Genomic DNA, 15456 nt, shown 5'->3' on the forward strand with positions numbered 1-15456 from the left:
GTCCTTGATGTCGCAGGTCTTGCAGTGCACGCAGTTCTGCGCGTTGATCTGCAGCTTGGGCTCGCCTTCTTCCCGGCCGACGATCTCGTAGACCCCGGCCGGGCAGTAGCGCTGTTCCGGCGCGTCGTACTTGGCCAGGTTGAACTGCACCGGCACGCTGGCATCTTTCAGCTTCAGGTGCGGCGGCTGGTCCTCGCCATGGTTGGTGTTGGAGATGAACACCGAGGACAGGCGGTCGAAGGTCAGCACGCCGTCCGGCTTGGGATAGGCGATGGGCGTGCATTCGTCGGCCGGCTTCAGGCTTTGATGGTCGGCCTGGTGATGGCGCAGCGTCCACGGCGCCTTGCCGCGGAACAAAAAGGTGTCCAGCGCCGAATAAATCATCGCCGGCCACAGGCCCCAGCGGAAGGAGGGCCGGATATTGCGCACCCGGTGCAACTCCTCGTGCAGCCAGCTTTGCTTGAATTTCTGGCTGTAGGCGCTGGCTTCGCGCGCCGGCTGTTCCTCGCCCAGCAGCTCGAACACCGCTTCCGCCGCCAGCATCGCCGACTGCATCGCGGTATGGGTGCCCTTGATCTTGGGCACGTTGAGGAAACCGGCGGTATCGCCCACCAGCAGGCCGCCGGGGAAGGTCAGCCGCGGCAGGCTTTGCAGGCCGCCCTCGGTCAGCGCGCGCGCGCCGTAGGACAGGCGGCGGCCGCCTTCGAACACCTTGCGGATGGCCGGATGGGTCTTGAAACGCTGGAATTCCTCGAACGGCGACAAATAAGGGTTCTGGTAATCCAGGCCAATGACGTAGCCGACCACCACCTGGTTATTCTCCAGGTGATACATGAAGGAGCCGCCATAGGTGGCGGTATCCACCGGCCAACCCACGGTATGGGTGATACTGCCCGGCTGATGCAGTTCCGGCTGCACCTCCCACAATTCCTTGATGCCGATGCCGTAGGTTTGCGGATCGGCGCCGTCGTGCAGGCGGAAGCGCTCGAACAGCGTCTTGGTCAGCGAGCCCCTACAGCCTTCGGCGAAAATGGTCTGCTTGGCCCACAACTCCATGCCCGGCTGCCAGGCGTCGGTTTTCTCGCCGTCCTTGCCTATGCCCATATCGCCGGTGGCCACGCCCTTGACCGAGCCGTCCTCGTGATAGAGCGCTTCGGCGGCGGCGAAACCAGGGTAGATTTCCACGCCCAGTTCCTCGGCCTGCTGGCCGAGCCAGCGACAGAAGTTGCCGAGACTGACGATGTAGTTGCCGTGATTGTGCATCTGCGGCGGCGTCGGCAATTGGATGGATTCGGTTTCGGTCAGGAACAGGAAGCGGTCGGACTTGGCCTCGGTGTTCAGTGGCGCGCCTTTTTCCTTCCAGTCCGGAATCAGCTCATTGAGCACGCGCGGTTCGATCACCGCGCCGGACAGGATGTGGGCGCCGATTTCCGAGCCCTTCTCCAATAGACAGACGCTGACCTCCCGGCCTTGCTCCGCCGCCAGTTGCTTCAGGCGAATCGCCGCGGTCAGCCCGGAGGGCCCGCCGCCGACGATCACCACATCGTATTCCATGTAATCGCGTTCCACTGCATCTCCTTAATCGCGCGCCAGGTTCAAATCACCCCACATCGCATGCATGTTGCATGGCGCGCGATCAAAAATCAAACAACCGTTTAAAAACTGTCAGCCGCCCGCCCGCCGGGCCCGCGTCTGACTTCAATCTGTAAAGGCTCATCCTGTTGCAAATGCACATCGCGCTGCGGAAAGGGCAGTTCGATGCCGGCCTTGGCCAGCGCGCCGTCTATCATATGGCGCAGGTCGCTGGCCACCAGCACGGAATCGGCTTCGCCGATGTCCAGCCAATACTCCAGCTCGAACTCCAGCGCGTCGGCGCCGAAGTTGCTGAACAGCACCCGCGGCGGCGGCTCCTTGAGCACCACGCCATGGCGCTCCGCCTCCGCCAGCAATAGATTGCACACCTCGCGCGGCGGGCTGCCGTAAGCCACACCGATGGCGATTTTCCGGCGAATCCGCCGGTTGCTGTAAGTCCAGTTGGTCACCGCGCTCTCCACAAAGGTGGAGTTGGGAATCAACGTCTCGATGCCGTCGCCGGCGCGCACCACCGAAGAGCGCAGCCCTATGCTGCTGACGGTGCCGCTGATGCCGCCGACCTGAACGAAATCGCCCACTTTCAGCGGCCGCTCCACCAGCAGCATCACGCCGCTGATCAGGTTCTTCAGCAGGTTCTGGGTGCCGAAGCCAATGCCGATCGCCAATGCGCCGCCAAGGAAGGCGAACACCGTCAACGGGATTTTGACCAGATTGAGCGCAAAGATCACCAACAGCGCGATCACGAACACATAGCTCCAGCGCCACCAGATATTGGCCGAGGCCTCGCTGACGCCCAGCCTACCCGTGGCCAAGCGCCGCAAGGCGCGCAGCAGCGCGGTGCTGGCGGCGTAGCCTATCAGCAACACCAGAATGGCGCCCAGGCTCTTGCCTATGGTCACGCTGCGGGTGGCCTGCACTTTCTGGCCGTTGATCTCCACGCTGTCGTCGGCGCTGAACAATTCATAATTCCACAGCGCCCGCGCCGCCTGCAACACACGCTCGCTCAAGCGGCGCGACACTTCCTGCGGCGTGCCCTCCGCCGGCGCGCCGACGTCGAACTCCTGCTGCAACAGCAAAATGCCGGTCAAGGCCGCCTGCACCGGCTGCTGGGCGGCGTTGACGATGTCCAGCCGCTGGCGCAGCAGCTGCAGCATCGCCAGCGCGTGGCCGCCGCCGCGATCCAGGCCGATGTCATGCTGCACATCCGCCATCTTGGCCATGGTCAGCTCCGCCTCTTTTTGCAGGTAGTCGCGCACCGCGCCCAATTCCTCGCCGGCCTGACGGCTGGCGCTGGCCACTTCGGCCAGATTGGCGGCCTTGCCGGCGTACAACTGGTAGCGGTACTCCCAGATACCGCCCTCCTGCGAGTTCGCCTCCTGGCGGATGCGCATCAGCTGCACCGCGAGGTCGCTATTGTCCAGAGCCTGGCGCTGCTCGACTGTGCGCTGGGTCAAATCCTGTAACAGCGCGGCCTGCGCCGGCGCGTCCTTTTTCTGCTTCACGGCGCTCAACTGCCGCTCCAACTCCTCCAGCTCGGCCTTGACCCGGCGGCGGCGCAGCTCATGCGCGCCCATTTCCCGCTCCAGGCGCAGGCGCTCCTCTCCCAGCCTCCGTTGCACTCCATCCAGCTCCGCCGGCTGGAAGCGGACCTGTTTGCCGATACCATCCAGTTGTTTCCGCCACAAGTCCAACTGCGCCTGCAAAGTCTGCTGGCGGATGCGCAGCACCTGCCCCAAGGCGTCGAACTGCAGCAATTCCGACGCGCTGATGTCGCGGCGCCAGCGCGCGCCCTCCATCCGCCAGCGCAGCGCTTCGGCCTCGCCGGCCGCGGCCCCTTCCAGCTGCTCTCGCGCCTGGCGCAGGCTTACCTCGTTGAGCTTGAGGCTGTTGCGCATCGCCTCTTGCATCTGCGACAACATCAGCTGCTGCGCCTGCTGGGTATCTTTTTCCCAGCCGCCGGTCTGCAGTCGGCTGCGCAAGCCCTCCACCAAGGACACCGGATAGGGGCCGGCTTGCGCGAAGCCGCTCCAGTTCCGCAAGGCCTCTTCGGCCTCGGCTTGCTGCCTCAGCCTCTGATCGCGTTCTCCCGCGAGATCCAGCTGCCAGGCGTAGGACGCCACCAAGCGTTCCAGCAAGGCGCGGCGAAACAACAGCTCGCCCGGGGTAACGCCGGCCGGCAGCTTGTCCAGCTTGATGGTTTCCAATTGATCCAGCGCCTGCTGTGCCTCGGCCAGCTTATCCACCACGCTGACCGCGGGCGCCGAAGCCATCGGCTTGGCCGCAGGCTTGGACGCAGCCGGCAAGGCGACGGGTTTGGACGCGGCCGGCAAGGAAGCGTAGGCCGCGGCGCAGGACAAGAGCCCGGCAAACAGGCAACAGACGGCAAAGAAGCGGCTCTTCACGCTAGGCATTTCATTGAACAAGCAGTGGACCTTGCCCCGGCTCAGACCGCCGGCGGCAACTCGACCGCGCATTTTCGCACGAATCCGCACGCGGCACCCAGGCCCAAACCATGCCAAAGGCATTAATTTACATCAGATCACGCCCGCCCCGCGCAAGCGGGCAATGTCGTCGGCACCGTAGCCGGCCTTCTCCAGCAAGGCATCGGTGTGCTGGCCCAGCCGGGGCGGCGCGTCGCGATATTGCGGCGGCGTGTCCGACAGTTTGATCGGGCAGGCCACCAGCGGCACGGTCAGGCCATCCGGGCCTGGCAATTCGATCTGCATCTGACGGTGCCGGATTTGCGGATCGGCGAAGGCCTCGTCCACGGTATTGATCGGCCCGCAGGGCACGCCGGCCTGATCCAACCCCGCCAGCCAGGCGTCGCGCGGCTGGGCCAGGAAACCGGCGGCCAATAGCGGTACCAGTTCGTCCCGGTGCGCGACGCGCTGCGGATTGCTGGCGAAGCGGGCATCATCGGCCAGTTCCGGCCTGCCGATCAACTCGCACACCGAGCGGAACTGACGATCGTTGCCGCAGGCCAGGATGAAGTGGCCGTCGCCGGCGCACTTGAACACCTGATAGGGCACGATATTGGGATGGGCGTTGCCCAGGCGCGGCGGCACCGCGCCGCCCACCAGCCAGTTCATATTGACGTTGGCCAGCATTGCCAGCGCGCAATCGAACAAGGCCATGTCGATATGCTGGCCGCGCCCGCTGCCTTGCCGCGCCCACAGCGCGGCCTGGATCGCGTTGGCGGCGTAGAGTCCGGTGAACAGGTCGGTGACCGCCACCCCCACCTTGTGCGGCTCGCCGTCGACCGGGCCGGTGATGCTCATCAGGCCGGACATGCCCTGCACGATGTAGTCGTAGCCGGCCATCTGCGCGTACGGCCCATCCTGGCCGAAGCCGGTGACCGAGCAATACACCAGCCGCGGATTGAGTTCGGCCAGGCTGGCATAGTCCAGCCCATACTTGGCCAGCCCGCCCACCTTGTAGTTTTCGATCAGCACATCGGCGTCGGCGGCCAGCCGGCGGATGACTTCCTGTCCTTCAGGCTTGGCGATGTCCACGGTCAGCGATTTCTTGCCTCGGTTGGCGCACAGGAAATAGGCGGCGGTGCCGTCCGGCAAGCTGGGCGGCGCCCATTGCCGGGTATCGTCGCCGCAGCCCGGGCGTTCCACCTTGATCACTTCCGCGCCCAGATCGGCCAGCAACTGGCCGGTCCACGGCCCCGCCAATACCCTGGACAAATCCAATACCTTGATGCCTTCCAGCGCGCCCGCCATCTGCGTCTCCCGCTACATGCAGCCCATCGAAAAAAAAGCGGCCCGGCAAGCCGGGCCTCCAAGGACAGACAGGAATAACGGCGCGGCCGGCCTCCCGGCCGCGCCGGCTTATCAGGCAAATGCCTGAATACCGGTCTGGGCTCGGCCCAGAATCAAGGCATGCACATCATGCGTGCCTTCGTAAGTGTTGACCGCCTCTAGGTTCATCACATGGCGGATCACATGAAATTCGTCGGCGATGCCGTTGCCGCCGTGCATATCGCGCGCCAGCCGGGCGATGTCCAGCGCCTTGCCGCAGTTGTTGCGCTTGATCAGCGAGATCATTTCCGGCGCGGCCTTGCCTTCGTCCATCAGCCGTCCCACGCGCAGCGCCGCGTGCAGGCCCAGCGTGATCTCGGTCTGCATATTGGCCAGTTTCAGCTGGATCAATTGATTGGCGGCCAGCGGACGGCCGAACTGCTTGCGGTCCAGCGTGTACTGGCGCGCCGCGTGCCAGCAAAATTCGGCGGCGCCCAGCGCGCCCCAGGCAATGCCGTAGCGCGCCTTGTTCAGGCAGCCGAACGGCCCTTTCAAGCCCTTGACGCCGGGCAGGATGGCGTCTTCCGGCACCAGCACGTCGTCCATCACGATCTCGCCGGTAATGGAGGCGCGCAGCGAGAACTTGCCGTGGATCTTGGGCGCGGACAGTCCGGCCATGCCCTTCTCCAGCACAAAGCCGCGGATTTCGTCCTCGTCGTCCTTGGCCCAGACCACGAACACATCGGCCTGCGGGCTGTTGGTGATCCACATCTTGCTGCCATTGAGCAGATAGCCACCGTCCACTTTGCGCGCCCGCGTCTTCATGCTGGCCGGGTCAGAGCCGGAATCCGGCTCGGTCAGGCCGAAACAGCCCAGCCATTCGCCGCTGGCCAGCCGCGGCAGGTATTTATCCTTCTGCGCGTCCGAGCCGTAGGCCCAGATCGGATGCATCACCAAGCTGGACTGCACGCTCATCGCCGAACGGTAGCCGGAATCCACCCGCTCCACTTCACGCGCCACCAGGCCGTAGGCCACGTGGCTGAGGCCGGCGCAGCCATAGCCTTCGATGGTGCAGCCCAGCAGGCCGAGCTCGCCCATCTCGTTGATGATTTCGCGATCGAAGCGCTCTTCGCGATTGGCGCTCAACACCCGTGGAAACAGCTTGTCCTGACAGTAGTCATGAGCGCTCTGCTGCACCATGCGTTCTTCTTCACTCAGGCATTCGGCCAAAAGCAAAGGATCGTCCCAGCTGAACGGCGCGCGACTGGAGGGGGCTGCCATAGTTTCTGTCTCCGCGTTACTTGTTCCGCATTGCGGAACTTGGTTTCACATTGCAGAATAGACTAAAACACCGTCTGGACGGATGTAAAGCGATTTTGCGAAACTCGACGCCCGCCAGCGATACTCACCCCAATTGAGGCTGACAAAACAAGATGGATTCAATGGATTTGGAAACGGACAAGGACCGGCTGTTCGTCACCGCGCTAGCGCGCGGGCTGGAGGTATTGGCGGCATTCCGCCCCGGCGAACTGGCGCTGTCCAACCAAGAACTGGCCAAGCGTACCGGCCTGCCCAAGTCAACGGTGTCGCGTTTGAGCTACACCCTGACCCGGCTGGGCTATCTGGCTCAGGACGAGGACAACGGCCGCTATCGGCTGGGGCTGGCGGTGCTGGCCCTGGGCTCCACGGTTCTATCCAGCTACGACATTCGCCAGATCGCCGGGCCGCTGATGCGCGAGTTCGCGCAGGAGCAAGGCATGTCCATCAGCCTGGCGCTGCGCGACGGCAGCGACATGGTGTATCTGGAAACCTGCCGCAGCCCGGCACGCATTTCTGTGCAGCTGACGGTGGGCTCGCGGGTGCCGCTGGCCACCACCGCCATCGGCCGCGCGTATTACGCCGGCTTGCCGGCGGAGGAACAGCTCAAGCTACAAGCGCTGCTGGCCGCGCGTTACGGCGCGGAATGGAAGGAAATAGGCGCGCGCCTGGAGGAGGCCCGCCAAGCCTATCTGCGCCAGGGTTATTCAGCGTCTTTCGGAGAATACGAACCGGATGTGATGGCCGTGGGCGTGCACCTGGCCGTGCCCGGCCAGGCGCCGATGGCCTTGAACGCCAGCGGGCCGGCCTTCGCGCTGGATGAAGACGCGATGCGCGCGCGCATCGCGCCGGCCTTGAAGGCCTTGCGCCAGCGGCTGGCGCCGCTGGGCTGAGCGCGCGGCTCCGTTCGCCGGGCTCAGGCGGACTGAATGTAATGGACCAGGTGATTGATCACCTGCTCCTGCTCTTCTATGGTGGCGCGCACCAGATCGCCGATGGACAGCATGCCCATCACCTCGCGGCCTTCCAGCACCGGCAGGTGGCGAATGCGCTTTTCCGTCATCAGCGCCATGCAGTCGTCCAAGGTCTGGCTGGGCGTCACGTAGACCACGCGGCTGGTCATGATGTCGCGCACCTTGGTGCCGGCCGAGGTACGGCCCTGCAACACGATGCGCCGCGCATAATCGCGCTCGGAGAAGATGCCGATGATGCCGCCCTCCTCCATCACCAGCACCGCGCCGATATCGTTTTCCGCCATCACCTGCAGCGCCTGAAACACCGTGCTGTCCGGCGTCACGTAGACCAGAGCCCGATTTGGCTTGCTGTCCAACAACTGTCTTACCGTTTGCATGCATGTCCCCTTATCAAACCGGCGCGCCGGCGCTGCAAGATGCTGCGCTCGGCCCACGGCGACGCGGGCAAGCGCCCACTTATCCACTATAGTGCCGCCCGCGGAGCCTGTTCAAGCTTCCGCGAACCGGCGCGCCGCAAGGCGATAACGGCTGATGCGGCATGTGCCGCCCCCGTCATCAGGCCCGGATCATGGTGCCGACGCCGGCATCGGTCAGGATTTCCAGCAGCAGCGCGTGCGGCACGCGGCCATCGATGATGTGCACCGCGTTGACGCCGTTGCGCGCGGCATCCAGCGCCGAACTGATCTTGGGCAACATGCCGCCGTGGATGGTGCCATCGGCGAACAGTCCGTCCACCTGCTGCGCAGACAAGCCAGTCAACAGCTTGCCGTTCTTGTCCAGCACGCCGGGGGTATTGGTCATCAGCACCAGTTTTTCCGCGCCCAGGGTTTCCGCCAGCTTTCCTGCCACCAGGTCGGCATTGATATTGTAGGCCTCGCCGTCTTCGCCGACGCCGATCGGCGCCACCACCGGGATGAAGTCCTGACTGTCCAGCAAGGACACCAGCGCCGGATCGATGCTGGAGATTTCGCCCACTTGGCCGATGTCGATCTCGTCGTCGGTTTCTGATTTCAAATACATCTTGCTGGCGCGGATGAAATGCCCGTCCTTGCCGGTCAGGCCGACGGCCTTGCCGCCGTGCTTATTGATCAGCGACACGATTTCCTTGTTCACCAGGCCGCCCAGCACCATTTCCACCAAGTCCATGGTGTCGGAGTCTGTAACGCGCATGCCCTGGATGAACTCGCCCTGCTTGCCGACGCGGCTCAACAACTCATTGATTTGCGGGCCACCACCATGCACCACCACTGGATTGATGCCCACCAGCTTCAGCATCACCACGTCCTTGGCGAAGCCTTCTTTCAAGGCCGCGTCCGTCATCGCGTTGCCACCGTACTTGATCACCAGGGTCTTGCCGGAAAAACGGCGGATATAAGGCAGGGCTTCGGCAAGTATCAGGGCTTTTTCTGCTGCATCGGTCGGCACGGCGTTCTCCATGGTTGCGCCCGGCCGCTGCCGGCCGGACGAAAAACGATTCTGATCTGTTGCATTTTAATCAAGCCGATTAATGAACTGTGATTTATTAATTGCAGAACAGCGGCATTCTGCCCTACAGTCCAAAACATTAATGAACCAAGATTCAGCTATACAAACATGGCACAAGCTCCCTCCTCGCGCTGGCAGCGCAAAAAAGACGCGCGTCCCAGCGAAATCCTGGATGCAGCACTGGCCTTATTCGTTGAGAAAGGCTTCAGCGCCACCAAGATGGAAGACATCGCCCGCGCGGCCGGCGTGACCAAGGGTACGCCCTATCTGTACTTCCAGAACAAGGAAGACATCTTCAAGGCCATGGTGCTCCACCATCTGTCCAGCCGTCTCGGCGCCTTCGTCGAGCTGGAGCAACAGCATCAGGGCCCAGTGGGCGAGCTGCTGCAAATCCTGTTGCTCAAATGGTGGGACGAGGTGGGCGCCACGCCAGCCGCCGGCCTGTGCAAGCTGGCGATAGCCGAGGCCACCAATTTTCCGGAGCTGGCGCAGTTCTACACCAATGAAGTGATCTCGCCCTGTCTGAGCATGGTCGAGCACATTCTGCGCCGCGGCATGGACAGCGGCGAGTTTCGGCCGCTGCCCATCGCCAGCAGCTGCGACGCCCTGCTGGCGCCGCTGGTGATGGCGATGACCTGGGCGCATTCCTTCGCCAAGGTGGTGCCCGAAACCTGCGGCTATTCGCATCACCATTCCCGCGAACACCTGAGCGAAGCCTTGCAGCTGGTGCTGCAAGGCCTGAAGAATCCTTGCTACGAGAACTGACATGAGAACTGCAGCTCACTGCCTCTGGCTGACCATCGCCAGCCTGGCTCTCGCCGCCTGCGGCAAGCCGGAGGCCCCGCCCGAAGCGCCGCGCCCGGTGCGTTATGTGGTGGCCGGTCAAACCGCCCAACAGCAGGGCGACAGCTACGCAGGCGAAATCCGCGCCCGCCACGAAACCAATCTGGCCTTCCGCGTGGCCGGCAAGGTGGTGGCCAAGCTGGCCAATAGCGGCGATCGAGTGAAGAAGGGCCAGGTGCTGGCGCGACTGGACCCCAGCGACTACGCGCTGGACCTGTCCGCCAAGCAGGCGCAGCTGGCGGCGGCGCAATCCGATCTCGGCCAGCAGGAACTGAATCTGAAACGCTACCGCGAGCTGTTGGCCAAGCAGTTTGTCAGCCAGTCCCAGGTGGACGGCCAGCAGAACGCGGTCAACGCCGCGCGTGCCAAGGTGGACCAGGCCAAGGCGCAACTGGCGACCAGCCGCAACCAGACCGGCTACACCAACCTGGTGGCCGATGCCGACGGCGTGCTGAGCCAGATGGTGGCCGAACCCGGCCTGGTGGTGGCCGCTGGCCAGGCGATGGCGCGGCTATCGCAGGATGGCGCGCGCGAAGCCGCGATCCAAGTGCCGGAGAACGCGCTGGACAAGGTGCGTCGCGCCCGGCAGTTCCAGATCAGGCTATGGAACGGCGGCACGCCGCTAACGGGGACGCTGCGCGAACTGGCGGCGGACGCCGACCCGGCCACGCGCACTTATCCTGCGCGCATCGCCATCGACGGCGACTCCAGCCGCCTGCAGCTGGGCATGACCGCCAGCGCGGCCTTGCCGGACGCGGCCGCGGCGCAGCTGCGGCTGCCGCTGACCGCGCTGCTGGACGAGCAGGGCCGGCATTATGTCTGGCTGATCGGCGCCGCCGGCAAGGTGACGCGCCGCGCGGTGACGGTCAGCCGCATCGACGCCGAGTCCGCCACCCTGTCCCAGGGCGTGCAGCCGGGCGACAAGATCGTCACCGCCGGCATCCATCTGCTGCGCGACGGCCAGTCCGTGAAACTGCTGGAGCGCTGAGGCCGCGATGAAGAAACTGAATCTGTCGGAATGGGCGCTGCGCCACCAGTCGCTGGTGCGCTACCTGATGGTGATGCTGATGCTGGCCGGGGTCTGGGCCTATACCCAGCTGGGCCAGAAGGAAGATCCGGAATTCACCTTCAAGGCCATGCTGGTGCAAGCCTACTGGCCCGGCGCCAGCACGCTGGAAATGGAGCAGCAGGTCACCAACAAGCTGGAGGAGAAACTGCAGGAAATGGGCGAGATCGACTTCGTCCAGAGCTATACCAAGCCCGGCGAAAGCCTGCTGCTGATTTCGCTGCGCGAGGACGTGCCGCCCAAGAATGTTCAACAGCTGTGGTATCAGGTGCGCAAGAAGATAAGCGATATGCGCGCCAGCCTGCCCGCCGAGACCCAGGGGCCGTTCTTCAACGACGAGTTCGGCGACACCTTCGGCAATATCTACGCCTTCGCCGGCGACGGCTTCAGCTATGAAGAGCTGCGCCAATACCTGGAGGACGCCAAGCGCGAGGTCCTGCGCGTGCCGGACGTGGCCAAGGTCAGCCTGCTGGGCGTGCAGGAACAGCGGGTCTATGTGGACCTCTCCAGCGCCAAGCTGGCCTCGTTGGGCCTGGACACCAGCGCGATCTGGAAAGCGCTGCAGCAACAGAACGCGATGATGCCCTCCGGCGTGTTCGAAACCGCCAGCGACCGCATCTGGGTGCGTCCCACCGGCAATTACCGCAGCGTTGACGCGATCGCCGCCACGCCGGTAACCGTCAACGGCAAGACCTTCCGCCTGGGCGACATCGCCGCGGTCAGCCGCGGCTATGTCGACCCGCCGCAAAACACCATGCGCTTCAACGGCAAGCCGGTGCTGGGCATGGCCATCACCATGAAGGGCGGCGGCGACGTGCTGCGCCTGGGCAATAATCTGAGCGCCACGATGCGGGAGATCCAGTCCAAGCTGCCGGTGGGCGTGGAAATCCATTCAGTGTCCGATCAACCCAAGGTGGTCAAGAACGCGGTCAGCGAATTCATGCGCTCGCTGGTGGAGGCGGTGGTGATCGTGCTGGCGGTCAGCTTCTTCAGCCTGGGCCTGCGCACCGGCATCGTGGTGGCGCTGTCCATTCCGCTGGTGCTGGCGATGACTTTTCTGGCGATGTATTTCTTCAACATCGACCTGCAGCGCATCTCGCTGGGCTCGCTGATCATCGCGCTGGGCCTGCTGGTGGACGACGCCATCATCGCTGTGGAAATGATGGCGCTGAAACTGGAGCAGGGCTGGAGCAAATTCCAGGCCGCCACCTTCGCCTACACCAGCACCGCCTTCCCGATGCTGACCGGCACCCTGATCACCGCCGCCACCTTCCTGCCGGTGGGCATCGCCAAGTCCAATGCCGGCGAGTATGTGTTCAGCCTGTTCGCCGTGGTCGGCATCGCGCTGGTGCTGTCCTGGATCGTCGCGGTGGTGTTCACCCCCTATCTGGGCTACAAGCTGCTGCCGGAAAACCTGCAGCAGCACGAGGCGCACGATGTCTACGACAAGCCGTTCTACCGCCGCTTCCGCCGGGTGGTGGAATGGTGCCTGGAACGGCGCAAGACCGTGATCGCGCTGACGCTGGCCGCCTTCGTGCTGTCCCTGCTCGCCTTCAAGCTGTTGGTGGCGCAACAGTTCTTCCCCTCCTCCAACCGCCCGGAACTGATGGTGGACATGTGGCTGCCGCGCGGCGCCAGCTATCAGGCCACCGAAGCCGAAGTGAAAAAGCTGGAGGCGCTGCTGGCGCGCGACAAGGACATCGTCAGCGTCACCAGCTATGTCGGCAGCGGCAGCCCTCGCTTCTACCTGCCGCTGGACCAGCAGCTACAACACCTGAACTACGCCCAGCTGATGCTGATGACCCGCGACGAGCATGTGCGCGAACAGGTGAAGAAACGGCTGGAGAAGCTGTTCGACAACGACTTCCCCAATGTGCGCGGCCGGGTGATCCGGCTGGAGAATGGCCCGCCGGTAGGCTATGCGGTGCAGTTCCGGGTGATGGGAGAGGACCACGCCAAGGTGCGCGCCATCGCCGCCCAGGTGGAAGCGCTGATGCGCGCGCATCCGTCCACCCGCCAGGTCAACATCAACTGGGGCGAACAGGTGAAGGCGCTGCGCATCCGCATCGACCAGGACAAGGCGCGCGCGCTCGGCCTGTCCTCGCAGCAATTGTCGCAGCAGTTGCAGATGCTGATCTCCGGCGCCACCATCAGCAGCTTCCGCGAGGATGACCAGGCCATCGCCATCGTCGCGCGGCTAAACCCGGACGAGCGCAAGAATGTGGCCGGACTGGGCAATCTGATGATACAAACCGGCAGCGGCCGCTTCGTGGCGGTGTCCCAGATCGGGCACATCGAGTATCAGCCCGAGGAAAGCATCATCTGGCGGCGCAACCGCCTGCCGGCCATCACGGTGAGCGCGGACCCGGCCGAAGGGGTGCAAGGCGCCGACATTTCCCGGCAATTGCTGCCCAAGATGCAGGCGTTGGAAAAAACCCTGCCGCTGGGCTACCACATCGAGGCCGGCGGCACCATGGAATCCAGCGCCAAATCGCAGAAAGCCATCGCCGCGGTGGCGCCGCTGATGCTGGTGGTGGTGCTGACCCTGCTGATGCTGCAACTGCACAGCGTGCAGCGCACCATCATGGTGTTGCTGACCGCGCCGCTGGGCATGATAGGCGTGACGCTGACCCTGATCGCCTTCAGCGCGCCATTCGGCTTCGTCGCCATGCTGGGAGTCATCGCGCTGTCCGGCATGATCATGCGCAACTCGGTTATCCTAGTCGACCAGATCGAACACGATATCCGCGACGGCATCGATCCCTGGCACGCGATTGTCGGTTCCACAATTAGACGTTTTAGGCCTATCATGCTGACGGCATTGGCCGCCATCCTGGCGATGATACCGCTGAGCCGCAGCACCTTCTGGGGACCGATGGCCGTGGCCATCATGGGCGGACTGCTGGTGGCCACGGTGCTGACCCTACTGTTCTTGCCGGCGCTGTACGCGCAGTGGTTCAAGGTAAGGCGGCCTCAAGCCTGAGCGCGCGATGAGACAAAACAAACCGAGCATACAAATACAAATGAACAAGACTCTATTCCGATCGCCCCTGCTGGGCAGTTTACTGCTGCTGGGCTTCGCGCTGCCGGTCCACGCTTTCGACCTGGTCGAAGCCTGGCGCGCCGCCCGCGACTACAACGCCGATTTCGCCGCCGCGCGCTCCGACCTGGACGCCGGCCGCGAAAAAGCGGTGCAGGGCCGCGCGCTGCTGCTGCCGCAAATCGGCGCCAGCGCCAACTACAACTACACCAACCCGATCATGCCGGCCGGCCAGGGCGGCTACGACGCCACCACCTATGGCGTCAATCTGCAGCAGCCGCTGTTCGACGTCGGCAAATACACCGGCTATCAGAAAGGCAAGCTGGCGACGCAGCAAGCCGAGACCAGCTTCGGCGCCGCCGAGCAGCAATTGATCCTGGACACCTCGCAAGCCTATTTCAATGTGCTGCTGGCCAAGGACACCCTATCCGCCACCAGCGCCAGCAAGAAGACCTTCCAGCAGCAGCTGGAGCAGGCCAAGACCGCCTTCGAAGTCGGCACCGCCACCATCACCGATACCCATGAAGCCCAGGCCGGCTACGATGGCGCGGTGGCACAGGAAATCAGTGCGGTCAGCAGCCTGGAACTGGCGGAAAACAATCTGCGCCGCGTCACCGGCCTGGACCCGAAAACCATACAGCCGGTGCTGGACAAGCTGCCGCTGGAACTGCCGACGCCGGCCACGCTGGAAGCCTGGATCGACCTCGCCCAGCGCAACAGCCTGAGCATCAAGGCCGCCGAACAAGCGCTGGGCATCGCCGACAAAAACGTCACCGAGAAAAAAGGCAACCACCTGCCCGTGGTCAGCCTGACCGCCGGCTACAGCGACAGCCAGACCCGCGCACCGCTGCAAGCGCCGCATACACGCGGCAGCAGCATAGGCGTGGGCGTCACCCTGCCCTTGTTCGCCGGCGGCGGCATCAACTCGCAAGTACGCGAAGCGGTGGCGCAGCAGGAATCCGCCAAGGACAAGCTGGAAGCCACCCGCCGCCAAGTGCGCGAAGACGTGCGCCGCACCTTCCTCGGCGTCACCAATGGCGCGGCGCTGGTGCGCGCCCAGGAGCAATTGCTGATCTCGGCCAAGAGCAAGGTGGAGTCCACGCGCCTGGGCAAGGAAGTGGGCATCCGCACCAATATCGACCTGCTGCAGGCCGAGCAAGCCTATTATTCGACGCTGACCAGCCTGGCCACCGCCAAGTACAACTATCTGATCGCGCGCCTGTCGCTATCCCAGGCCGCCGGCCAACTGGATAGCGAGGTTCTGGGCAAGGTCAACGCCGTCATCCGCCGTTAAGCCTCCCCCTCCGCGGGGGGGGGCCGGACGCCCGGGCCCCCCCGGCGGACCCAGCCCCCCACCCCCCCCCCCCCCGCCCCCCCCACCCGGTTTATTTT

General features: G+C 64.2%; 11 protein-coding genes. 5 read left to right on the forward strand and 6 right to left on the reverse strand.

Translation table 11 applies throughout. The features are described from left to right. The 4 genes from ACE3QM_RS20405 to ACE3QM_RS20420 form a co-directional block, all read right to left on the reverse strand. Positions 1-1554, reverse strand: a 1554-nt coding sequence (locus ACE3QM_RS20405) for a 4Fe-4S dicluster domain-containing protein (protein WP_374424475.1), incomplete at its 3' end; no start/stop codon positions are given. 101 nt (positions 1555-1655) lie between these two features. Further along, positions 1656-4067 carry a mechanosensitive ion channel domain-containing protein gene (locus ACE3QM_RS20410; RefSeq protein WP_374424452.1) on the reverse strand — a complete coding sequence of 804 codons (2412 nt, stop codon included), beginning with the start codon at positions 4065-4067 and terminating at the stop codon, positions 1656-1658. A gap of 60 nt (positions 4068-4127) precedes the next feature. Next, positions 4128-5321 carry a CaiB/BaiF CoA transferase family protein gene (locus ACE3QM_RS20415; protein ID WP_374424454.1) on the reverse strand — a complete coding sequence of 398 codons (1194 nt, stop codon included), beginning with the start codon at positions 5319-5321 and terminating at the stop codon, positions 4128-4130. Positions 5322-5432: 111 nt separating this feature from the next. Then, a complete protein-coding gene (locus ACE3QM_RS20420) occupies positions 5433-6620 on the reverse strand; it encodes an acyl-CoA dehydrogenase (RefSeq protein WP_374424455.1) in 1188 nt (395 codons plus the stop codon). A gap of 161 nt (positions 6621-6781) precedes the next feature. Between ACE3QM_RS20420 and ACE3QM_RS20425 the strand changes: the two genes are divergently transcribed. Continuing rightward, positions 6782-7549: an IclR family transcriptional regulator gene (locus ACE3QM_RS20425; RefSeq protein WP_048411739.1), complete on the forward strand. Its 768-nt coding sequence runs from the start codon at positions 6782-6784 to the stop codon at positions 7547-7549. 23 nt (positions 7550-7572) lie between these two features. On the opposite strand, the gene ACE3QM_RS20430 is transcribed toward ACE3QM_RS20425, so the two are convergent. Further along, positions 7573-8007: a CBS domain-containing protein gene (locus ACE3QM_RS20430; protein WP_048411740.1), complete on the reverse strand. Its 435-nt coding sequence runs from the start codon at positions 8005-8007 to the stop codon at positions 7573-7575. Positions 8008-8185: 178 nt separating this feature from the next. Continuing rightward, positions 8186-9067 (reverse strand): acetylglutamate kinase, encoded by an 882-nt coding sequence (gene argB / locus ACE3QM_RS20435; RefSeq protein WP_048411741.1) that lies wholly within the window; start codon positions 9065-9067, stop codon positions 8186-8188. Positions 9068-9223: 156 nt separating this feature from the next. Here argB and ACE3QM_RS20440 point away from each other — a divergent pair, with 156 nt between their 5' ends. From ACE3QM_RS20440 to ACE3QM_RS20455, 4 genes are read left to right on the forward strand one after another with little or no spacing between them, the layout of a single operon-like run. Then, positions 9224-9880 carry a TetR/AcrR family transcriptional regulator gene (locus tag ACE3QM_RS20440; RefSeq protein WP_048411742.1) on the forward strand — a complete coding sequence of 219 codons (657 nt, stop codon included), beginning with the start codon at positions 9224-9226 and terminating at the stop codon, positions 9878-9880. Position 9881: 1 nt separating this feature from the next. Beyond that, positions 9882-10946, forward strand: a complete 1065-nt coding sequence (locus ACE3QM_RS20445) for an efflux RND transporter periplasmic adaptor subunit (protein WP_374424459.1) — start codon at positions 9882-9884, stop codon at positions 10944-10946. A gap of 7 nt (positions 10947-10953) precedes the next feature. Then, positions 10954-14007, forward strand: a complete 3054-nt coding sequence (locus ACE3QM_RS20450; protein WP_374424461.1) for an efflux RND transporter permease subunit — start codon at positions 10954-10956, stop codon at positions 14005-14007. Between the two features lie 40 nt (positions 14008-14047). Next, positions 14048-15358 (forward strand): TolC family outer membrane protein, encoded by a 1311-nt coding sequence (locus ACE3QM_RS20455; protein ID WP_374424463.1) that lies wholly within the window; start codon positions 14048-14050, stop codon positions 15356-15358. The last annotated feature ends 98 nt before the right edge of the window (positions 15359-15456 follow it).

Source organism: Chromobacterium sp. (assembly GCF_041912965.1).
Taxonomy (GTDB): domain Bacteria; phylum Pseudomonadota; class Gammaproteobacteria; order Burkholderiales; family Chromobacteriaceae; genus Chromobacterium; species Chromobacterium aquaticum.